This is a genomic window from Actinomadura fibrosa (genome assembly GCF_900659615.1).
In the GTDB taxonomy this organism is placed as follows: Bacteria; Actinomycetota; Actinomycetes; order Streptosporangiales; family Streptosporangiaceae; genus Spirillospora; species Spirillospora fibrosa.
Genome location: NZ_CAACUY010000073.1, coordinates 1 through 20,968 on the forward strand (window position 1 = coordinate 1; position 20,968 = coordinate 20,968).

Annotated in this window: 17 protein-coding genes; 10 read left to right on the top strand and 7 right to left on the bottom strand. The window is 72.9% G+C overall.

Going from position 1 to position 20,968, the window contains the following annotated elements:
- Positions 1-254 (top strand): hypothetical protein (locus tag E1300_RS50255; RefSeq protein WP_207399917.1); only part of this gene is annotated, 254 nt, incomplete at its 5' end.
- Here the strand turns inward: E1300_RS50255 and E1300_RS23760 are convergent.
- Both E1300_RS23760 and E1300_RS23765 read right to left on the bottom strand, forming a co-directional pair.
- The gene (locus tag E1300_RS23760) at positions 215-1,411 is read right to left on the bottom strand and encodes a homogentisate 1,2-dioxygenase (protein WP_131759269.1); all 1,197 of its coding nucleotides are present in this window, start codon (positions 1,409-1,411) and stop codon (positions 215-217) included. The two genes, E1300_RS50255 and E1300_RS23760, sit on opposite strands and share 40 nt — an antisense overlap.
- Positions 1,412-1,534: 123 nt before the next feature.
- Positions 1,535-2,065 carry a MarR family winged helix-turn-helix transcriptional regulator gene (locus E1300_RS23765; protein ID WP_131759270.1) on the bottom strand — a complete coding sequence of 177 codons (531 nt, stop codon included), beginning with the start codon at positions 2,063-2,065 and terminating at the stop codon, positions 1,535-1,537.
- Positions 2,066-2,212: 147 nt separating this feature from the next.
- On the opposite strand from E1300_RS23765, the gene E1300_RS23770 reads away from it, so the two are divergent.
- Complete coding sequence (locus tag E1300_RS23770) at positions 2,213-3,946, top strand: pyruvate dehydrogenase (RefSeq protein WP_131759271.1); 1,734 nt, start codon at positions 2,213-2,215, stop codon at positions 3,944-3,946.
- A 23-nt stretch (positions 3,947-3,969) separates the two neighbouring features.
- On the opposite strand, the gene E1300_RS23775 is transcribed toward E1300_RS23770, so the two are convergent.
- Positions 3,970-4,554, bottom strand: a complete 585-nt coding sequence (locus E1300_RS23775; RefSeq protein WP_131759272.1) for a TetR/AcrR family transcriptional regulator — start codon at positions 4,552-4,554, stop codon at positions 3,970-3,972.
- A 162-nt stretch (positions 4,555-4,716) separates the two neighbouring features.
- Between E1300_RS23775 and E1300_RS23780 the strand changes: the two genes are divergently transcribed.
- Both E1300_RS23780 and E1300_RS23785 read left to right on the top strand, forming a co-directional pair.
- A complete protein-coding gene (locus E1300_RS23780) occupies positions 4,717-6,360 on the top strand; it encodes an MDR family MFS transporter (protein WP_131759293.1) in 1,644 nt (547 codons plus the stop codon).
- A gap of 67 nt (positions 6,361-6,427) precedes the next feature.
- Entirely contained in the window at positions 6,428-8,059 is a 1,632-nt protein-coding gene (locus E1300_RS23785) for an AMP-binding protein (protein ID WP_131759273.1), read from the top strand.
- Between the two features lie 5 nt (positions 8,060-8,064).
- Here E1300_RS23785 and E1300_RS23790 read toward each other — a convergent pair whose 3' ends face one another.
- Complete coding sequence (locus tag E1300_RS23790; protein ID WP_242619360.1) at positions 8,065-8,460, bottom strand: ATP-binding protein; 396 nt, start codon at positions 8,458-8,460, stop codon at positions 8,065-8,067.
- Between the two features lie 492 nt (positions 8,461-8,952).
- Between E1300_RS23790 and E1300_RS23795 the strand changes: the two genes are divergently transcribed.
- The 3 genes from E1300_RS23795 (at position 8,953) to E1300_RS23805 (ending at position 12,566) form a co-directional block, all read left to right on the top strand.
- Positions 8,953-10,164, top strand: a complete 1,212-nt coding sequence (locus E1300_RS23795; RefSeq protein ID WP_131759274.1) for an acyl-CoA dehydrogenase family protein — start codon at positions 8,953-8,955, stop codon at positions 10,162-10,164.
- A 205-nt stretch (positions 10,165-10,369) separates the two neighbouring features.
- On the top strand, positions 10,370-11,389 hold the full coding sequence (locus E1300_RS23800; RefSeq protein ID WP_131759275.1) for a DMT family protein: 1,020 nt from the start codon (positions 10,370-10,372) through the stop codon (positions 11,387-11,389).
- Between the two features lie 322 nt (positions 11,390-11,711).
- On the top strand, positions 11,712-12,566 hold the full coding sequence (locus tag E1300_RS23805) for an SCO6745 family protein (protein ID WP_242619361.1): 855 nt from the start codon (positions 11,712-11,714) through the stop codon (positions 12,564-12,566).
- 22 nt (positions 12,567-12,588) lie between these two features.
- On the opposite strand, the gene E1300_RS23810 is transcribed toward E1300_RS23805, so the two are convergent.
- The 3 genes from E1300_RS23810 to E1300_RS23820 form a co-directional block, all read right to left on the bottom strand.
- The gene (locus E1300_RS23810) at positions 12,589-13,209 is read right to left on the bottom strand and encodes a DUF4232 domain-containing protein (protein WP_131759277.1); all 621 of its coding nucleotides are present in this window, start codon (positions 13,207-13,209) and stop codon (positions 12,589-12,591) included.
- 80 nt (positions 13,210-13,289) lie between these two features.
- On the bottom strand, positions 13,290-14,507 hold the full coding sequence (locus E1300_RS23815) for a PucR family transcriptional regulator (protein ID WP_131759278.1): 1,218 nt from the start codon (positions 14,505-14,507) through the stop codon (positions 13,290-13,292).
- Between the two features lie 353 nt (positions 14,508-14,860).
- The gene (locus tag E1300_RS23820; RefSeq protein WP_131759279.1) at positions 14,861-16,009 is read right to left on the bottom strand and encodes a serine hydrolase domain-containing protein; all 1,149 of its coding nucleotides are present in this window, start codon (positions 16,007-16,009) and stop codon (positions 14,861-14,863) included.
- A gap of 366 nt (positions 16,010-16,375) precedes the next feature.
- On the opposite strand from E1300_RS23820, the gene E1300_RS23825 reads away from it, so the two are divergent.
- The 3 genes from E1300_RS23825 to E1300_RS23835 all read left to right on the top strand — a co-directional run bounded on the left by E1300_RS23825 (position 16,376) and on the right by E1300_RS23835 (position 20,725).
- Positions 16,376-18,016, top strand: coding sequence for a dolichyl-phosphate-mannose--protein mannosyltransferase (locus E1300_RS23825; protein WP_131759280.1), 1,641 nt, complete (start codon positions 16,376-16,378; stop codon positions 18,014-18,016).
- Between the two features lie 59 nt (positions 18,017-18,075).
- On the top strand, positions 18,076-19,578 hold the full coding sequence (locus tag E1300_RS23830) for a DUF6801 domain-containing protein (RefSeq protein ID WP_131759281.1): 1,503 nt from the start codon (positions 18,076-18,078) through the stop codon (positions 19,576-19,578).
- Positions 19,579-19,720: 142 nt separating this feature from the next.
- The gene (locus tag E1300_RS23835) at positions 19,721-20,725 is read left to right on the top strand and encodes a cupin-like domain-containing protein (RefSeq protein WP_131759282.1); all 1,005 of its coding nucleotides are present in this window, start codon (positions 19,721-19,723) and stop codon (positions 20,723-20,725) included.
- Positions 20,726-20,968: the final 243 nt, after the last annotated feature.

A 20,968-nucleotide genomic window follows, 5' to 3' on the forward strand; every position in this document is an offset into this window, starting at 1 on the left:
GCCGGTCGCGCAGCGCGGCGGTGACGGCTCCGGCCATGACGGGCGTGCGCGTGGCCCTGTCGGCCACCAGCTCGACCCCGGCGGTGGCGGCGGTGCGCGGGGACGGCGTCGGCGAGCGGGGCGAGGCCCGGCGGGAAGACGGCCGCGTCGTCGCAGAGCCCGAGGGCGAACGCGGGCAGGCCGGACGCGGACGCCGGGGGCGCGGCCGGGCCGCTCATCCGTTCGGCCCGCGCCGCGCCCACGACCAGGCGTAGGCCGGGTCCTCGCAGGCCAGGCCGCCTTCGCCGAGCCCCAGCGGGTGGAAGGTGTCGACCATGACGGCCAGCTCGTCGAAGAACTCGGCGCCGATGCTGCGCTCGTACGCGCCGGGCTGCGGGCCGTGCGCGACGCCGCCGGGGTGGACCGACACCGAGCCCTGGCCGATGCCCGAGCCCTTGCGGGCCTCGTAGTCGCCGCCGCAGTAGAACATGACCTCGTCGGAGTCCACGTTGGAGTGGTAGTAGGGCACCGGGATGGACAGCGGGTGGTAGTCCACCTTGCGCGGCACGAAGTTGCAGACGACGAAGTTGCGGCCCTCGAACACCTGGTGGACGGGCGGCGGCTGGTGGACGCGGCCGGTGATCGGCTCGAAGTCGTGGACGCTGAACGTGTACGGGTACAGGCAGCCGTCCCAGCCGACGACGTCGAACGGGTGCTTGGCGTAGGTCATGCGGGTGCCGGTGATGCCGCCGGAGACGCGGTGCTTCACCAGGACCTCGACGTCGGTGCCGTCCGACTGGAGGGGGTCGTCGGGTCCGTGGAGGTCGCGCTCGCAGTACGGGGCGTTCTCCAGGAACTGGCCATAGCGCGACAGGTACCGCTTGGGCGGCGCGATGTGCCCGGTGGCCTCGATGACGTAGGCGCGGAGCGGTTCGTCGCCGGTCGGCAGCCAGCGGTGGGTCGTGGACGTGGGGAGGATGACGTAGTCGCCCTGCTCCGCGCGGAGCGTGCCGAAGATGGTCTCCACCGTGGCCGAGCCGGACTCCACGTAGACGATCTCGTCGCCGAGCGCGTTGCGGTACAGCGGGGAGTCGGCGGCGGAGACGACGTAGGACAGCCGGACGTCGGCGTTGCCGAGGATGAGCCTGCGGCCGGTGACGGCGTCCGTCCCGTCCCAGGTCTCCTTGGGGAACAGCTCGTGCAGCTTGAGGTGGCGCGGCTTGAGCGGGTGGTTCGGCGTGGTCGAGAGGTCCGGGACGTCCCAGGGGCGGGCGTCGACGATCGCGGACGGGATCTCCCGGTGGTAGAGCAGGGACGAGTCGGAGCTGAAGCCCTCCTCGCCCATCAGCTCCTCGAAGTAGAGCCGGTCGCCGTCCCTGTGCTGGGTGTGGCGCTTCGGCGGCACGTCGCCGGCCCGGCGGTAGTGGGCCATGGTCGTCGCCTCCCGCGGATGAGACCGAGATGATTAATGCATGTACTACTTCCTGCCGACACTACGACTGTTCCCCGCGCCGGGGAAGACCTAGCGTTCGGGGGCCGCGGGACGCGCGGGCTCTCAGCTGCGCTCGCGGACGTCGAACTGGTGGCGTCCCGCGATGAGCTTGTCCAGCAGCATGATGAGCATCCGCTGCTCGGTCTCGGTCAGCACGCCCGCCCACTGCCGCTCGCGCTCGTTCTGCGCCGCGAAGATCTCCAGCATGGCGCGCCGGCCGTCGTCGGTCAGCGAGAGGATCACCGAGCGGCCGTCCCGCTCGCCCGGCGTGCGGACCAGCATCCCGTCCGCGACCAGGGTCTTGGCGAGGTTGGACACCGCGGCGCGGCTCATCCCGGCGAGCGCGGCGGCGCGGCCCGGCTCCAGCGGCCCGGCGAGCCAGGTGACGAACAGCAGCCGGAAGCCCGCCCACGAGTGCCCGCGCGGCCGATGCACCGTGGACTCCAGGTCGTAGGTGACGATCGCCGAGGCGCGGTTCAGGGTCAGGAGCAGGCGCGTGGCGAGCCGGTGCGGGAAGCCGAGCTCGTCCGACAGGCGGTGCCCGGCGAGGTCGACGAACGACCAGAAGTCCAGCTCGGCGCGCTCGTCTCCCATGGATCGCCAGACTAGCCCGGATCCGGCGTCCGGATCGTTCATCCATTGACTACTTCGTGCGCGGAGTGCGAGCCGGGTGTCAGCCGGACGGTCACCGGGCATCTCCAGCCAGGGGACGATCTTCGGGCGGACGGTCTTGGGGGGACGATGGCGACGGTCGCCGATCAGTTCATCGAGGTGCTGCGGCAGGCCGGCGTGCGGCGCGTCTACGGGGTGGTGGGCGACAGCCTCAACCCGGTCGTGGACGCCGTCCGCCGCTCGGACGGCATCGAGTGGGTGCACGTCCGCAACGAGGAGGCGGGGGCGTTCGCCGCGGCGGCGGAGGCGCAGACGACGGGACGGCTCGCCGTGTGCGCGGGGAGCTGCGGGCCGGGCAACACCCACCTGGTCCAGGGGCTGTACGACGCGCACCGCTCGGGAGCGCCGGTGCTGGCGCTGGCCTCGCACATCCCGAGCACGCAGATCGGCAGCGGCTACTTTCAAGAGACGCATCCGGAGCGGCTCTTCGTCGACTGCAGCCACTACTGCGAGATGATCAACGGGCCGGGGCAGATGCCGCGGATCCTGCGCACCGCGATCCAGCACGCGATCGGGCTCGGCGGGGTGGCGGTCCTGGTGCTGCCCGGCGACACGGCGAGCGAGGACGCCGGGGGCCCGGTGGGCGAGCACGACTTCCTCACCCAGCGCGGTGTCGTGCGGCCGCCCGCGGACCAGGTCGCCCAGCTCGCCGGGGCGCTGAACCGGGCCCGGAAGGTCATGCTGTTCTGCGGCGCCGGTGCCAGGGACGCCCACGACGAGGTGATCGCGCTCGCGCGCAAGGTCCTGTCGCCGGTCGGGCACGCGCTGCGCGGCAAGGAGTGGATCCAGTACGACAACCCGTTCGACGTGGGCATGAGCGGGCTGCTCGGCTACGGCGCCTGCTACGACGCGATGCAGGAGGCCGACCTTGTCCTGCTGCTCGGCACCGACTTCCCGTACGACCCGTTCCTGCCTCTGAAGAACACCGTCCAGGTGGACCACGATCCGTCCCGGCTGGGCCGCCGGACACCGCTGGACCTGGCCGTCCACGGTGACGTGGGGGAGGCGATCCGGCTCGTCCTGGACAAGGTCGAGCAGAAGAAGGACCAGGCGTACCTGGACGACATGCTGCATCGGCACGCGCGCGCTCTGGAGCATGTCGTGTCCGCCTATACGCGCGACATCGAGCGGCACACGCCGATCCATCCGGAGTACGTCGCGAGCGTCCTGGACGACCTGGCCGCCGACGACGCGATCTTCACCGTGGACACGGGGATGTGCAACGTCTGGGTCGCCCGCTACATCACGCCGAACGGCCGCCGCCGCGTGATGGGCTCGTTCGTGCACGGCTCGATGGCGAACGCGCTGCCGCACGCGGTCGGCGCGCAGTTCGGGGCGCCGGGACGGCAGGTGGTGGCGGTGGCGGGCGACGGCGGGCTCGGGATGCTGCTCGGCGAGCTGCTCACGGTGCGGCTGCACCGCGTTCCCGTGAAGATCGTCGTCTTCAACAACGCGTCGCTCGGGATGGTGCGGCTGGAGATGATGGTGGACGGGCTGCCCTCGTTCGAGACCGATCACGAGGCCGTCGACTTCGCCGCGATCGCCGAGGCGGCGGGGATCGACTCGGCGCGCGTGGAGCGTCCGGCGGACGTCCGGGGCGCGCTCGCGACCGCGCTGGCCGCGCCCGGCCCGTACCTGCTGGACGTCGTCACCGACCCGAACGCGCTGTCCATCCCGCCGCGCATCACGCCCCAGCAGGTGAAGGGGTTCGCGCTCGCGGCGGGCAAGACCGTCCTGACGGGCGGTGTCGGCAAGATGCTCGACCTCGCGCGCAGCAACCTGCGCAACATCCCGCGCCCCTGAGGACCCGCCCGCCGGGAACAGCCTCAGATGAAGGGGCGGGCCATCTCGTCGAGGGTCTCGTCGGTGACCTCGCGGAGCGGGCGCGGAGGCTGCTCCTCGGTCCAGCGGAGCACCGCGATGCGCAGCGAGGTCATGAACGCGCCGGCCATGGCGCGGGCCCGGGGGCCGGGCAGGGCGTCCCGCGCGGCGATGAGGTCGGCGAGCGTGCGCTCGAACGTGGCGTAGTAGGAGAGCTGCCGCGCTAGGACGGACGGGTGGGCGCGGGCCAGGCGCGCCTGGGCGGCCCAGTGCGGGTCGGGTTCGCCCTCCTCCGCGACGATGGCGTGGAAGGACGCGCGGAGCGCCGCCCATGGGGTCTCGTCCACCGGACGGGCGGTGAAGTGGTCGAGGAGGGACTGCATGCGCTGCTCGTCGCCGTAGAGGAGCGCGTCCTCCTTGCCGCCGAAGTAGTTCGAGAAGGTGCGCCGGGACACCCCGGCGGCGTCGGCGATCGCCTCCACCGTGACGTCGCCCAGGCCGTGCTCGATGGCGAGGCGCATCGCGGCCTCGTGCAGGGCACGGCGCGTCGCCTCCTTCTTGCGCTCACGCAGCCCGCCGGTCGTCTCCATGGTCACGCCACCCTACCGGGCGCCAAATTTCGTGCACACAGAGCAAATTTGCCCACTGGGAATATTTTTGTCCGGACGGGCCTTGGAACACGCGTACCCGTCCAACCCCGCACCTCCCGGAGGCGTCCTTTGAGCGTGCAAGCACCGTCCGGATCGGCGCCGATGTCGCGGCGGCAGATCCTCGAAGCCCTGAGCGGCCTGCTGCTGGTGCTGTTCGTGGCGATGCTCAGCGCGACCGTCGTCTCGACGGCGCTGCCGCAGATCATCGGCGCACTGAGGGGCACCCAGTCGCAGTACACCTGGGTCGTCACCGCCACCCTGCTGGTCTCGACCGCGAGCACCCCGATCTGGGGCAAGCTCGCCGACCTCTACGACAAGAAGCTGCTGCTCCAGATCGCGATCGTGATCTTCGTCGGCGCCTCGGCGGCGTCCGGCCTCGCGCAGAACACGGGGCAGCTCATCGCGGCCCGCGCCGTCCAGGGCCTCGGCGTCGGCGCGCTCCAGATCCTCGTCCAGATCATCATGGCCGCCATGATCAGCCCCCGCGACCGGGGCCGGTACTACGGCTACCTCGGCGCCGTGATGGCCGTGGCCACCGTCGGCGGCCCGCTGCTCGGCGGGCTGATCGTCGACACCTCCTGGCTCGGCTGGCGCTGGTGCTTCTTCATCGGCGTGCCGTTCGCGGCCGTCTCGTTCGCGCTGCTGCAGAAGACGCTGCGGCTGCCGGTCGCCCGCCGCGACGACGTGAGGATCGACTACGTCGGCGCGACCCTCATCGCCGCGGGCGTCAGCACCCTGCTGATCTGGGTGACGTTCGTCGGCGACAGCTTCGCCTGGCTGTCCTGGCAGAGCGCCGCGATGACCGCCGGCGGCGTCATGCTGCTCGCCGCGGCCGTCTGGGTGGAGTCTCGCGTCGCCGAGCCGATCGTCCCGCTGGACATCGTCGCCCGCCGCAACACCGCCCTCGCCATCGTCGCGAGCCTCGCCGTCGGCATGGCCATGTTCGGCGGCGCCGTCTTCCTCGGCCAGTACTTCCAGATCGGGCGCGGCTTCAGCCCCACCAAGGCGGGCCTGCTCACGATCCCGATGATGGCCGGCGTGCTCGGCGCGTCCACCGTCGCCGGACGGCTCACCTCCCGCACCGGCAGGGTCAAGCCCTACATCGTCGCCGGGACGATCGTGCTGACCGCCGGGTTCGGCCTGCTCGCCACCATCGACCACGCGACGCCGCTGGCGTTCGTCGGCGCCGCCATGTTCCTCGTCGGCCTCGGCGTCGGCATGTCGATGCAGAACCTCGTGCTGGTCGTGCAGAACTCCGTCCAGCTCAACGAGATCGGCGCCGCCAGCGGGACCGTCACGTTCTTCCGCTCCCTCGGCGGGACGGTCGGCGTGTCGGTGCTCGGCGCCGTGCTCGCCAACCGGGTCGCCGACAGCATCGCGCGAGGGCTCGCGCGGCTCGGCGTCGACCCGTCCGCGAGCGGCGGCGGCACCGGGAACCTGGACGTGGCGTCGCTGCCCGCCCCGGTCCGCGAGATCGTCCGGGCCGCCTATGGCGACGCCACCGGCCGGATCTTCCTGATCTCCGCCTGCATCGCCGTCGTCGGCATCGTCGCCGCCGCGCTCCTGCGGCCGGTGACCCTGCGCGACAGCCTCGACCTGCCCGCCGAGCCCTCTCCCGCCGCCGCTGCGGAGGGCGCCGACGACCCGATCGGCGGCGCGGCGCCCGCTCCCGTGGCGGTCGGCACCGCCGCGCGGACCTCCGGTTGTCAGGATTTTCACAAGCGCCGCCGCGAAGAGCTGACCTGAGTCAGAAGCCCCCGCGGCGTGCCGTCCGTACGGTCGAAGACCCCGGCACCCACCCCCTGGAGGGCAGATGAGCGGTCGATCGGACTTCGGGCGGCGGACGGCGTCGGTGGCGCGGGCGGGCGGCATGTTCGTCCGCAGCGGGCTGTGGCGCCCCGGGCCGCCGCTCAGGGTCGCCCGCCAGCTCGGTGCCCTCCGCCGCTGGGGGACGCTGCTCGGCGGGACCGTCGCCTCCGCCGCCGCCCGCGACCCCGACCGGGTCGCGCTGGCCGACGACGCGGGCGAGCTGACCTACGCGGAGCTCGACGCCCGCACCGACCGGCTCGCCGCCGCCCTCGGCCGATCCGGCGCCGCGCCCCGCGTCGCCGTCCTGTGCCGCAACCACCGCGGCATGGTCGAGACGCTCGTCGCGTGCAGCAAGCGCGGCGCCGACCTCGTCATGCTCAACACGGGGATGAGCGTCGAGCAGCTCGTGTCCGTCGTCCGGGAGCAGCGGGCCGAGATCGTCATCGCCGACCCCGAGTTCGGCGCGTTCCTCGCCGCCGTCCCGAAGACGGTCCGCGCCGTCACGGCGGGCGAGCCCGGCGCGGAGCTGGAGACGATGATCGCGACGGCTCCGGCGGCCGGGGTCGAGCCGCCGGAGGCCCCGGGCCGGACGATCGTGCTGAGCTCCGGGACGACCGGCCGCCCGAAGGGCGCCGACCGGCGCTCGCGCCCCGGGCTGTCGCCGCTGACGTCGATCCTGTCGCGGATCCCGTACGCCGTGCACGAGCGGATGTTCATCGAGGCGCCGCTGTTCCACACCTGGGGGTACGCGATGCTCCAGACGGCGGTGTCGCTGCGCGCGACGATCGTGCTGCGGCGCCGCTTCGACCCCGAGGCGACCCTGCGGACGATCGAGGCGGCGGGCGCGACCGCGCTGGTCGCGGTCCCGGTGATGCTCCAGCGGATCATGGACCTGCCGGAGCCGGTCCGGAGCGGGTACGACACGTCCGGGATGCGGATCGCGGCGGTGAGCGGGTCCGCGCTGCCGCCGACGCTCGCGACCGCGTTCATGGACGCCTTCGGCGACGTCCTGTACAACCTGTACGGGTCGACGGAGGCGTCGTGGGTCACGATCGCCACGCCCGCCGACCTGCGCGCGCACCCGGACACCGCGGGCACGCCGCCGCCCGGCACCGAGGTCGCGATCCTCGACGAGCGCGGCGAGCGCGTCCCGCCGGGCACGACCGGCCGCATCTTCGCCGCGAACGAGCTGCTGTTCGCGGGCTACACCGGCGGCGGCACCAAGGAGATGCGCGACGGGCTGATGAGCCTCGGCGACCTCGGGCACCTGGACGGCGACGGCCGCCTGTTCGTGCACGGCCGCGACGACGACATGATCGTCTCGGGTGGGGAGAACGTGTTCCCGAGCGCGATCGAGGAGGTGATCGCCCTGCTGCCGCAGGTCCGGGAGGTCGCGGTGGTCGGCGTGCCGGACGAGGAGTTCGGGCAGCGGGCCGCGGCGTTCGTCGTCCCGCGGGACGGGGCGGCGCTCGACGCGGACGCCGTCCGGGCGCACGTCCGCGAGAGCCTCGCCCGGTTCGCCGTCCCCCGGGACGTGCGGTTCCTCGCGGAGCTCCCGCGCAACGCCACCGGCAAGATCCTGCGCCGCGAGCTCGCCGCCGCCCCCGCGGACGGCCGGGACGAGGCCGCCGGGTGACCCGGTCAGCCGGCGGGGATCTCCACCTCGAACCAGAGCTGGGTGCGGCGCGGCGTCTGGTCGAGCTCCCACTCGCCGGCCAGGGCGTCGATGACGGTCAGGCCGCGGCCGTGGTCGATGCGTCGGCGGCCGTGCCGCTCGCCCGCCGAGGGGCCGTCGTCGCAGACCTCCACCCGCAGCCGCGCCTCGTCGGCGGCGACCACCACCCTGATCATCCCCGATCCGTGCAGGACGGCGTTCGCGATCGCCTCGGCGGCCATCAGCTCGACGTCGTCCAGCAGCGCGTCGTCGGTGACGGCCTTCGCGGCCAGGTCGCGGACGGCGCGGCGCGCCCGGCGGCCCTCGCCCGGGTCGGCGGCGAAGCGCAGCGGCTCGCCGAGCCGCTCCATGCGCGCTGTCATGGCCCGGCGTCCGGTGCCGTGCCGGGCGGGGCCGTCCGCCGATCCCCGCGGCGGCGGACCGGATCATGCACCGTGCAGGACGTCGCCACGGGGAACGTGAACGCGCGGGTCGCCGTCGTGCCGGCTGCCGTCGTGCCGAGTGTCACTGCATCACCACACTGAGGATCGGAAGCGCATCGCAATCATTCACCTGCGGTGAGTGACGGGCAACACACTGGGCGTCTTGATCTCGACTTTCCCGGGACGCGCGCGGCGCGGCGGCCGCTCCGGTCCAGCTTGTGGCGGAGCCTACGGTATCCGTTGACGCCCGATCCGCGGATTGTGGCAAAAGTAAACCGCCGGACGGGGAATGCTCACCGGAGTGAGCGATCGGCGTTCTTGTCAGCGGGCGCGCAACCCGTCCCGCAAAGTGATCGCACGGTCCTACGGCGCGCGGCGGCGCCTTCCCGTAGCGTCATCGCACCGGGCGGACGAGGCGAAGGGGCCGCGACGATGACGTTCTCGCTGGAGCTCGACGACGATCTCGTGCAGGTCCGGGACTGGGTGCACGGCTTCGCCCGCGACGTCGTCCGGCCGGCCGCGCACGAGTGGGACGAGCGGGAGGAGACGCCCTGGCCGATCCTCCGCGAGGCGGCCCGCATCGGGCTGTACTCGCTCGACTTCTTCGCGGCGCAGTCGCTGGAGCCGACCGGCCTCGGGATCCCGGTGGCGTTCGAGGAGCTGTTCTGGGGCGACGGCGGCATCGGCGAGGCGATCGCGGGCACCGGCCTCGCCGCCGCGTCCGTCGCCGCGACCGGCACGCCCGAGCAGGTCGAGGAGTGGCTGCCGCAGATGTTCGGCACCCCCGACGACGTCGCCGTCTCGGCGTTCTGCTCGTCCGAGCCGGAGGCGGGCAGCGACGTGTCGGCGATCCGCACCCGCGCCGTCCACGACGAGGCGCGCGACGAGTGGGTGCTGAACGGCACCAAGACCTGGGCGACGAACGGCGGCATCGCGCGGGTGCACGTGATCGTCGCGTCCGTCGCCCCGGAGCTGGGGGCGCGCGGGCAGGCGAGCTTCGTCGTCCCGCCGTCCACGCCGGGCCTGGAGCAGGGGCAGAAGTTCCGGAAGCACGGGATCCGGGCGTCGCACACCGCCGAGGTGGTGCTGCGGGACGTCCGCGTCCCCGGACGCTGCCTCGTCGGCGGCAAGGATCGGCTGGACGAACGGCTCGCCCGCGCCCGCGAGGGACGCGGCGGCCGCGGCCAGGTGTCGATGCGGACGTTCGAGGCGACCCGCCCGTCGGTCGGCGCGATGGCCGTCGGCATCGCCCGCGCCGCCTACGACTACGCCCTGGGGTACGCGCGGGAGCGGGAGCAGTTCGGCCGCAAGATCGGCGACTTCCAGGCCATCGCGTTCAAGCTGGCGGACTGCAAGTGCGCCATCGACGCGGCGCGGCTCCTCGTCTGGCGGGCCGCGTGGATGGCCCGCACCGGCCGCCCGTTCGAGAACGCCGAGGGCTCGATGGCCAAGCTGGTCGCGAGCGAGACGGCCGTGCGCGTCACCGAGGAGGCCATCCAGATCCTCGGCGGGAACGGCTACACCCGCGACTACCCGGTGGAGCGCATGCACCGGGACGCCAAGATCTTCACGATCTTCGAGGGGACGAGCGAGATCCAGCGCCTGGTCATCGGGCGCGCGGTCACGGGCCTGCCGGTGCGCTGACCCCGGGACGGCAGGCGGGCGGCCGGACGCCGGCGGCCGCGTACTACTCATGCGGGCGCATAAAACGTCCTGAATCTCCATCTTCCTGCCTGAATCGCCGGACGTCCGCCGTATGTCAGCATCCGAAGGACGGCGCCCCCCAACTCGCCCGGCGCCGCCCGTTCCACCTCTGGCCCCGAACGGGCCTCACCCCCGGAGGTGCGCCATGACCGCGGTCGTCCTCGCCTGCGCCGCGCAGGCCGTCTACATCGTCGCCTTCGTCATGTTCAAGACGGCCGCGGGCCGGATGCGCCCGCTCGCCGGGCGCCGCCCGCTGCACTCCTTCGGGCTGATCGTCCGCAGCCCGCGCTGGCTGCTCGGCTGCCTGGTGCTGATGTCCGGCTTTGCCCTCTCGGCGGCCGCGCTGGTGACGCTGCCGGTGGTCGCCACCCTGCCCGCCTACGGCCTCAGCCTCGTCCTGCTGCTGGCCGTCGGCATGGGCGGCTTCGGCGAGCGGCCGACCTCCCGGGAATGGCTCGCCGTGCTCGTCACCGTCGCCGCGATGATCACCGCCGCGCTGTCGGTGCTGCCCGGCGCGTCCGAGACCCTCGCGGACACCCTGCGCCGCCCCGCCGGGACCGGCGCCGCCGACGCCCTCCCACCGGGCCGCGCGTGCCTCGTGTTCGTCCCGTCCCTGGTCCTCCCGCTGTGGATGTTCAGCATGCGCGACCGCCCGGTCAGCGGGCGGCACGCGAGGCCCCTCACCGGCATCGCCTACGGCGTCGGTGCGGGCGTCCTGCTGGGCGCGACGGAGGTCTTCGGCCTCGGCATGGCGATGATGCTGGCCGGACACCGCGGCGCCGCCGTCCTCGCCTCCCCGCACCCGTACCTGTTCCTCCTCGCGGGCGTGTGCGGCCTCGGCCTCCTGTCGATCGGCCTCCAGCGCTGCCGCCTCACCATCATCGTCACCGTCGTCACGGTGACCGCGAAGGCGCACCTGCTCCTGTCGGCGACGCTCCTGTACGGCGAGCCATGGCCCCACGAGTTCCCGCGTCTCGCCCTGCGCGTCGCAGGCGTCCTGCTGGCCCTCGTGGCCCTCACGGTCTTCCCCCGACACGAACGCCGCCGCCCCACCCCGCGGACGCCCCGCCAGACCACCCCGCGAGCACTCACGCCTCCCGCCCAGACACCCCACAAACTCCCGCACCCGTGGAACGTGCCCGCCTCCGAAGCCCACACGCGCTAAGCCCCCGCAAGCGCACCCGTCCTACGGCGCAGGACCGGCGGCGATGCACTTGAGCGTCTCCGCACGTGCGCTGCCGTCCCGGGACGAACAACCGCGGCGCGCGTGCCCGAGACCAAGCGATCTTCACCCACACCAAGATCTTTAAGAGACGAGGTGGAGCGCGTAACGTTGCGATCGCGTGCGAAGCCAGATCCGAGCTTGCGAGGATCTGATCGCGCAGTGAGCCGCCAGGCGAGCCGGAGCGATGCCAGCGATCGCCGCATTGCCGTTGAAGGAGGCCCGCCAGGGCCGACGCCGAGGGAATGCAATGAATACTCGACAGATGTGGCATCAGACGGAGCCGTTGCACGCGTTGTTCTGGTACGCGCCGGAGGTGTTCGCGGAGGCGGAGGGGCTCGGCTACAAGGTCGATGTGCGGTGGCCCAGCTACTTCGCCTGGCGTGCGGCGCCTTTGGGAGCGGCGGGCACTGCGCTGGTGTCGGCGGCGTTCTACAGCTTCAGTCCGCGCATGGTGGCCGAGCATGTTCCCGCGGCTTGGGCGGTCGCGCCGCCTGAGCGTGTGCTGGAGGCTCGCGTCCGCGCGGTCGACCGGATGTACCGCGCGCTGCTGGGGGACGGTGTCGCGTCGCCGGAGGTGGTCGAGGCGGCGGAGCTGGCGCGCACCGCGGCCGAGGCCGCGAGCACGGCGGGGCGTCCGATCGCCGCCGCGAACGCGGACCTGCCGTGGCCGGACGAGCCGCATGTCGCCCTGTGGCACGCCATCGGCATCCTGCGGGAGCAGCGCGGTGACGGGCATGTGGCGGCGCTGCTCACGGCGGGGCTCGATCCGGTGGAGGCGCTGGTGTCGTTCGCGGCGGTCGGTGCGGCTCCGGTGGAGACGTTCGCGAGCCGCGGTTGGACGGACGCGGAGTGGGCGGCGGGACGTGAGCGGCTCATGTCCCGGGGGCTGGTGAACGCCGACGGGATCGCCACCGACGCGGGCCGCGAGCTGCGCGACGAGGTCGAGCGGACGACCGACGAGCTCGCCGAGGCGCCGTGGCGGGAGCTGGGCGCCGACGGGTGCGCCCGCCTGTCGGAGCTGACGATGCCGATCCTGGTCAAGGTGCTGGAGACGGGGCTGATGCCGGCCTCGAACACGCTGGGCATCGGCAAGATCGCGCCGCCGCCGCCCCGCTGAACGCCGCGTTCTCCGAGGGGTTTCAGGGTTTGGCGAGGGCCCAGGCGGTGGTCTTCAGGCGGCCGGTCGTGCCGAGGTCCAGCGAGCCGCTCGGCTTGACGCTCTGGGCGCGGCGTCCGGGCGCCGGGACGAGTTGCAGGAAGGCGCCCTTGACCGCGGCTCCGTCCGTGACGGTGTTGCGCCAGACGACGATGATCTGCGCGGCCTGCCCGGGACGTACGGTCAGGGGCTTGGGGCCCGGGTCGGGGACCTCGGTGGTGCCGTTGACGATCGTGATGTCGAGCGGTTCGGCCTGCGCGTCGAACACGCGCAGGACCGGGTAGCCGTTCAGCCGGAACGGCTTCGTGCCGCAGTTGGCCAGCCGGACGGTCATGGCGCGCAGGCCCATCGCCGCGTCGGGTTCGGTGGCCGTCGCGCGGGTGCCGTCCGGCGAGCAGGGCGGCGCCTCGGTGACCGCGGTCCCGGGACCGCCGGACGGCAGTCCGAGCAGGCTGGGGGAGGGCGAGGCGCTTGCCCCGGGGACGCGTGCCGGGGGCGCGTCCACGGGCTGCTCCGAGGGCTCGCACGCGCCGCAGGCCGCGGCGGCCGCGACCGCCAGGGCCGCGACCGCCGGCCGGACCGGTCTCCGTGAACGTCGCACCATCACCCGTGGATCATGCCAGCGGGTGCGCCGTCATGGCTCGCCCTTCCTCGGACCTGCACACTTTCGGCACATGCCGGGAGTCAGCGGCGGGCGATCGGTGGACGGGAGCGCAGGGACGCGGCGCGGAGGGCCACCTCGATGCCGAAGCGGGCGTCGGGGTCGTCCAGATCGTCGCCGAAGGTCTGCTCGATCTTGCGCATCCGGTACCGGACGGTCTGCGGGTGGATGTGCAGCCGTTCGGCGATCTCGGCGGCGGTGCCGCGGGTCACGAGCCAGGTGCGGAGGGTCTCGACGAGGCGGTCCTGCTGGCCGGGGGTCATGCCGTCCAGGACGCCGAGGCGCCGGCGGGTGATCTGCTCGACGAGCGCGGGGTCGGACAGGAGCCAGAGGGTGACGAGGTGCTCCTCGCAGAGGACGACCCGCGCGCCGTCCAGGACGCCTTCTCGCGCGAGGCCGAGGGCTTGCCGGGCCCAGCGGAGGGAGTCGGCGGCCTGGGCGGTGGGGAGGGTGACGCCGACCGCGGCGCGGCGGCCGGGGAGGGCGGCGTCGAGCATGGCGCGGCGCTCGGCCGTGAAGGGGCCGGGGACGAGGAGGTGCGGGGCCGCGGATTCGAGGTCGGCGAGCACGTCGCCGTCGAGGGCCGTCCAGACGCAGCGGGCCCCGGGCTCGACGGCGATGGGGGTGGCGGTGTCCGGAACGGTCCAGCCCGTCGCCTCGGCCGGTTCGGTGAGCTCGGCCTCCGGCGCGCCCTGGACGATCAGCCGCAGCAGCCGGCGGCGCCGCTCGTCGAGGGCGGGGATGGGCCGCGCCTTGGCCTCCTGGTAGCCCTCCAGGGAGTGCGCCGCGAGCTCGTCCATGAAGACGAAGAGGGCGTCGGCGAGGCGCGACATGACCGCGGAGGAGATGTCGTGGCGCGGGGCGACCTTCATGACGCGCCGCCAGGCGACCTGCCCGCCGATCCGGTAGGCGGCCTGGAGGCTGTCCATGCTGCGGCCCTCGTGCGCCTCGTACTGGCCGAGCATGCGGGCCGTCCCGGCGGACTCGTCGGTGACGGCGCGCGCGCCGGGCACCGCGGCGACCCGGTCGACGAACGCCGCGAGGTTGTGCTCGACGCTGAGCCGCAGGACCTGGCCGTAGGGGCCGTCGAGGGGACGGGCGTACTCGGGGATCGCGCGGCGGATCTCGGTGACGATCTCGCCGGCGAGGCTGGGCAGTTCCGGCCGCATCAGCCGGGCGAGCCGCGGCGGCAGCGGGACCGCGCGCTCGGCGAGACCTCCAGGTTCGAGGGTTCTGGTCATCGGACACACCTCCGTCACCGTGTCCGCGCGGCCGGGTGGCGGGGCGGGGAGTGGGGTGGCCCCTCCCCGGCCCGGCCGGCGCGGGCGGCGGTAGCGCGAGATCGCGGCCGGGAGCGGGGCGCGCCCTGAGGGTCCCCCCGCGCGCCCTTTTCCGACCTCGATCGAGGACTCTCCGACGGTAAGCGGGGCGCCCGGCCGCGTTCTGTAGCGCGAGCGAACAAAACGCGATCCGCGCTGCTCACTCGCTTATAGGAATTCGCGGTGTCGGGGTGCAGGCGCGTGAGGGCCGCCAATTCCGCGTGCGGCGCGGTGGAATTTGTCGATTTTTATTAGAACGATATTCGGGATCGGCGTCAGGAGCAGAACGCGGTGTCGGCGGCCTTCGCCAGGTCGGCGCGGAAGCGCTCGTCGTACTCCAGCGTGGACGTGTTGTAGGTGATCACGGCCTGGCGACGGCCGTCCGCGCTGGTGTAGGTCCACGTCCGGTAGCCGGGGAAGCCGCCGTCGTGGCCCCACGCGCGGCCGCAGGAGAAGGCGATGCGGGCGACGCCGAGGCCGTAGTCCTCCACGACGCCGTCGTCGTTCACCGGGCGGACGGTCGTGAGCTCGCGCATCTGCCGGGCGGGCAGCAGCCGGCCGGTGAACAGGGCCCGGTGGAAGCGGGCGAGGTCGTCCACGGTGGAGATGATGCCGCCGGACGTCCGGGCGCTGGACGTGCTGATCGCGGTGCTGACGTCGCCGAACCCGCCGTAGTAGCCGTGGACGTACGGCCCAGGGAAGGCGCTGCTCGCCGTGAAGTCCGTCTGCGCGGGGTAGGAGGTGTGCCGCAGGCCCAGCGGCCGGAAGATGCGGCGCGCGAACTCGGCGCCCGCCGTCCGCCCGGACGCCCTCTCGATGATCATCCCGGCGAGGACGTAGTTGGTGTTGGAGTAGTTCCAGCCCGTGCCCGGTGCGTACAGCGGCGCCTTCTCCACGGCGATGCCGACCAGTTCGGACGGCTCCCACATGCGCCGCGGGTCCGTCATGACCCGGGGGTCGGGCGTGTAGTCGTTCAGGCCGCTGGTCTGCGCGAGCAGCCGCCGGATCGTGATCTTCGAGCCGTCGTTGCCGTTGCCCCGGACGAGGCCGGGCAGCCAGCGCTCCACGGTGTCGTCGAGCGACAGGCGGTGCTCGGCGGCGAGCTGGAGCACGACCGTCGAGGTGAACGACTTGGTCACGCTGGCGGCGCGGAAGAGCAGCCGGTGGTCCATCGGCCGGCCGGTGGCCGTGTCGGACACCCCGGCGGCGGTGTGCGCGACGCGCCCGTCCCGCCGGGTCATGATCAGCACGCCGGGGGCGCCATCGGCCACGAGCCCGGTGGCCGCCGCCCGCACCTTCGCGTCCAGGCCGGTCGCGGTCGGCTCGTTCCGCCGGGGACCGGCCGCCGCCGCGGCCGGGGCGGCGACGCCGAAGCCCAGGACGAGTGCGGTGACGGCGGCGGACAGCGTGCGGATGCGCGGCATGGGATCTCCTTGAGCGGTGCGGGAGCCGACGTGATCGACCCTTCCGGAGCGCCCTCCTGCCGGCACTGGGCTCAGGACCCGAACGTGGGGTGTACCTGGCGACACCCGGCCCCGCCCCCGATCGTGTCCCTGGCGGGCTGGTCCGGACGCGCAAATTCCCGTGGCCGTCTAAAGGAAGTTGTCATCACATCACAAGAGCGCGATTCTGTGCCGGCGGGCCGGGGTGCAATGGCTCACCGAACTGAGCGGTTCCGCGGACTTCTTCGTTCTGGAGTCGGTTCTTTCGACGTTTCCCTCTGATTACGGTCGGGGCCGTGTCCGGAGGGACGCGACGAAGGGTGAGGCCGCGACGAAGGGTGGGCCGCGTTGACCGCCTCGGTAGCGGTGAGGGATCCCGAGTCCCCGGCAGGGGCCCCGTCCCGGTGGGGACGGCTCGGCGCGCTGCCATGGGGCTGGATCGGCCCGCTCGCCGTGTCGGCCCTCGCCGGGTTCCTCGTGTTCCACCGGCTGGGCACGCCCCACGCGATCATCTGGGACGAGACGTACTACGCCAAGGACGCCTGGGCCCTGCTGCACTACGGCGTCGAGCACAACTGGCGGATGAGCCAGGACGGCGCCGTCGCCAACGCCCACTTCCTGGCCGGGCACCCCGTCGCGGGCCTCGCGGGCGGCGGCGAGTGGGCGGCCCACCCGCCGCTCGGCAAGTGGTTCATCGCGGCGGGCATGGCGGTGTTCGGCACCGGCCCGTTCGGGTTCCGGTCCGCGGCCGCCGTCGCGGGCGTCCTGACCGTGCTGATCCTGGCCCGGACGGCCCGGCGCATGACCGGCTCGACCGTCCTCGGATGCGCAGCGGGGCTGCTGCTGGCGCTCGACGGGTCCTGGCTCGTCTCCAGCCGCACGGCCCTCCTGGACATCTTCCTGCTGCTCTGGATCGTGGCCGGTTTCGCCTGCCTGGTCGTTGACCGGGACCGGACCCGTGCCGCGCTCGCCGCGTCCATGGCGAGAACGCCGGCGGAAGACACCGGCGACGGCCCTTCCGGTGACCGGCCCGGCGGCCCGTTCCTGCGGCACGGGTGGCGGATCGGCGCCGGTCTCTGCTTCGGCCTGGCGTGCGGGACGAAGTGGTCCGGCGTCTACGCCATGGCGTTCTTCTGGCTGCTGGCGCTGCTGTGGGACCGCGGTGCGCGCAAGGACGCCGGGGTGGCGCGGCCCTGGCGCGGCATGCTGAGACTCGACCTGCTCCCCTCGCTGCTCCAGATGTGGGCGCTCGCCGCAGCCGTCTACCTGGCCGGCTGGTGGGGGTGGTTCGCCTCCGGGACGAGCGTCCAGGAGGCGCTGTTCGGGCAGCGCCTCCCGGGTTTCCAGCGGGACTGGGCGGCGCGGCATCCGAGCGGCGTCTGGCCGTCGTTCCTCGACCCGGTCCGGTCGCTGTGGCACTACCACGCGATGACGCTCGACTTCCACGGCTCGGTGACGGCCCCGAACCCGGCGCAGTCCTGGCCGTGGCAGTGGGCCTACGTCGGGCATCCGGCCGTCATGTACCGCGGCGCCGTGCAGCGGGGCCAGGACGGCTGCGACGCCGCGCGGTGCGTCACCGAGGTGTCCCATCTCGGCACGCCCGTGCTCTGGTGGTTCTCGGCCGGCGCGCTCCTCGCCGTGCTCGCCTACGCGGTGTTCCTGCGCGACTGGCGGGCCGGTGCCGCGGCCGGCGGCTACCTGGCGGGCTGGCTGCCCTGGTTCCCGGCCGCGCTCGACGACCGGACCATGTACTCGACGTACGCGCTGCCGATGCTGCCGTTCGCGGTGCTGGCCGTGGTGCTGCTCTTCGAGGGCGTCCACACCGCCTACCGGGACCGGCCCTGGCGGCGCGCGCTCGTCTCCGCGGGCGGCGCCGCCTTCGTGCTGGCCGTCGCGGTCAACCTCTACGTCCTCTATCCGATCCTCACGGCCGAACCCGTCTCGGAGAGCGGCTGGCAGTCCCGGCTGTGGCTCCCCGGCTGGACGTGATGCGCATGAGCCCGCAGCAGCACGGCAGGGAGCAGGACGGCAGGGAGAGGGGAGCGACCATGAGGGTCCGGAGCCACTGGACGATGGCCGTGTTCGGCGCGGCCGTGGTCGGGCTGGGCGCGGTCGCGACCGGCTCGCTGCCCGGTCCCGGCGGCGCGACGGCGAGGGCCCAGGAGGCCGACGCCGACCTGGGCTACACCTGCGCTTTCCCGTCCGGGACGTCGCAGCGGTTCGGCGTCCGGGTGCGCGGCACGTTCCCGGCGAGCGGGACGGTTGGGCAGCCGGTGCGCCCGGGCCGCGTCACGGCCGCCGTGACGATCCCGAAGGCGGCGCTGCCCGAGGTGACCGGGCTCGGAGGCGCGTCCGTCGTCGGGACGGCGCAGCTCGGCACGTCCGTCACGCAGAACGGCAAGTCCGCCCCGGTGAGCTGGGACGGGCTGACCACACCGTCCACACCGGTCGCGGACGGCGCCGACCTGGTGCTGGCCGCGTCCGGCGACGTCCCGCCGGTGACGCCCGCCGGGACCGGCGACCTCACGTTCGCGGCCGGCGCCCTGACGCTGACGCTCAGCCCGAGGGCGGCGAACGGCACGACCAGCGGCGCGGCGACCGGACCGGCGACCGGCCAAGCGAACGGCACGGCGGACGGCGGCACGACAGGCGGCGGCACGACAGGCAGTGGCGCGGCGGGCGGCGCGGGCGGGGCTCCGAAGACGCTGCGGATCACGTGCGAGCCGGTCGCCGGGCAGACGCTGACCCTCGCGACCGTCCCGGTGACCGGCGCGAGCGGGAGTCCCGCCCCCGAGGCGTCCGCGGCGCCGAAGCCGGGAGCGCGGGCCGCCGCCCCGGCCGGGACGCCACCGGAGTGCGGCTCGTACCCGCCGCCCTCCGACGACTGGATGCCGGGCTGCGTGTACCTCAGCGGTTTCGCGAACGTCGCGAAGCTCAAGGGCGCGTCCGTGCTCAACGACCCCGAGTTCGCCGAGCCCGTCCTGACGACCATGGTGTACGCGCTCACCCCGGACGGGAACGGCGCCATGGTGCGGCAGCGGTTCGTCCGCCCGCTGCGGTCCCGGTCCACGTTCCTGACCTTCGGGTTCATGCCGACCACGGCCACGATGGAGATGACGCAGCGTCCCCTCGACCCGGGGAACCCGTCCGATCCGAAGGACTACGGGACCTACGACGCGGTCTCCGGCGCCGACGGCTTCCAGACGGTCACCGCGCACATGCGGATGTCGATCCGCATCTACGACGTCCGCGTCAACGGGACGCCGATGGACGTGGGCGGACGCTGCCGGACCCGCACCGACGCCGACATCACGCTCAAGGGCCGGCTGCCGAACGTCCTGGAGGCGGGGATGGTCGAGGGCGAGTTCACCATTCCCCCCTTCGCGGGCTGCGGCGTCGGCGAGGACCTCGACCCGCTGTTCTCCGGCTCCGTCGCGGGGCCCGGGAACCTGATCCGCGTGAGCCTCGGCGCGTCCTGCATCCCGGACGTGGAGATCAACTGCCCGCCGGTGCTGCCCGAGCCGCGCCGCTCCGCCGCGCCGCCGGGATGAGCGCACCCCGGATGAGCACCCCCGAGCGCACCCCCGGATGAGCGCCACCGGGATGAGCGCCGCCGGATGAGCGAGCCCGGGTGAGCGCCGCAGCGCACCCCATCGCACGTGTAGACGCCCCAACGGGAAGAGGAGGACCGCCGTGACCCGTCCGAAGGACGACTGGCGCCGCTGGATCGCCGAGAACCTGCTGCTGGGCAACCCGCCCGAGGTGATCCGCGAGGCGCTGGTCCGCAACGAGTTCAGCGAGGAGGAGGCCGCCCGCGAGGTCGCCGGGGCGCTGGCGAGCCCGTACGTGCAGGGCGGGTCGCGGATCGCGAACCGGCTGCGCAAGCGGGAGTGGACCCTCACCGTCTACGGCCGGCTCAGCCGGATGCGCGCGAACGGCGGGACGATCGAGCGCCGCGAGCGGCCGTCCCGGGACGAGTTCTTCGAGCAGTACTACTTCCAGAACCGGCCGGTCATCATCACCGGGATGCTGAAGTCGTGGCCCGCGTGCACGAAGTGGGACTTCGACTACTTCCGGGAGCGTTGCGGGGACCGCGAGGTCGAGGTGCAGTTCGGCCGGGAGTCGGACGAGGACTACGAGATCAATGGACCGAAGCACAAGCGGTTGATGCCGTTCCGCGAGTACGTCGACCTCGTCGAGTCGGCCGGGACGACCAACGACTTCTACATGACCGCGAACAACGCCTCGCGCAACCGCGCCGCGCTGGACGTGCTGTGGTCCGACATCGATCCGATCACCGAATACCTGGACGGCGACTCGCCGGACAAGGGCTTCTTCTGGCTCGGGCCGGCCGGGACCAAGACCCCCTACCACCATGATCTGACCAACAATTTCATGGCGCAGGTGATGGGCCGCAAGCAGATCAAGATGGTGCCGCTGCACGACACGGCCTACATCTACAACCACCTGCACTGCTACTCGGAGGTCGACGCGAGCGCGGTCGACTACGAGCGCTTCCCCGCCATGCGCAAGGCCCAGGTGCTGGAGTGCACGCTGTCGCCCGGCGAGCTGCTGTTCATCCCGGTCGGCTGGTGGCACTACGTCGAGGGGCTGGACCCCACCGTCACGATGAGCTTCACCAACTTCCTCCGCTTCAACGACTTCGCCGAGAACTACACGACGTTCCAGCACCTGTAGGTCCCGGCCGGCGGCGGGAGCTCACGCGCCGGCGGCCGGGAATCTCGCGTCCGATGACAACTTCCGGACGCTCCGGCCGCCGTGCGCCGCCACTCTGGAAATTCCTGTCACACGACGATGAAATCACCGCCTCGTGCTGCCGGAAAATGACAGTTTTCCGGCACTCGAAATAACTTCATATCGGTGTTGAGCCAGTGAGTGCGAAGCTCGGGCATTTTGTCAGTAGACCGTGAAGACACCCTC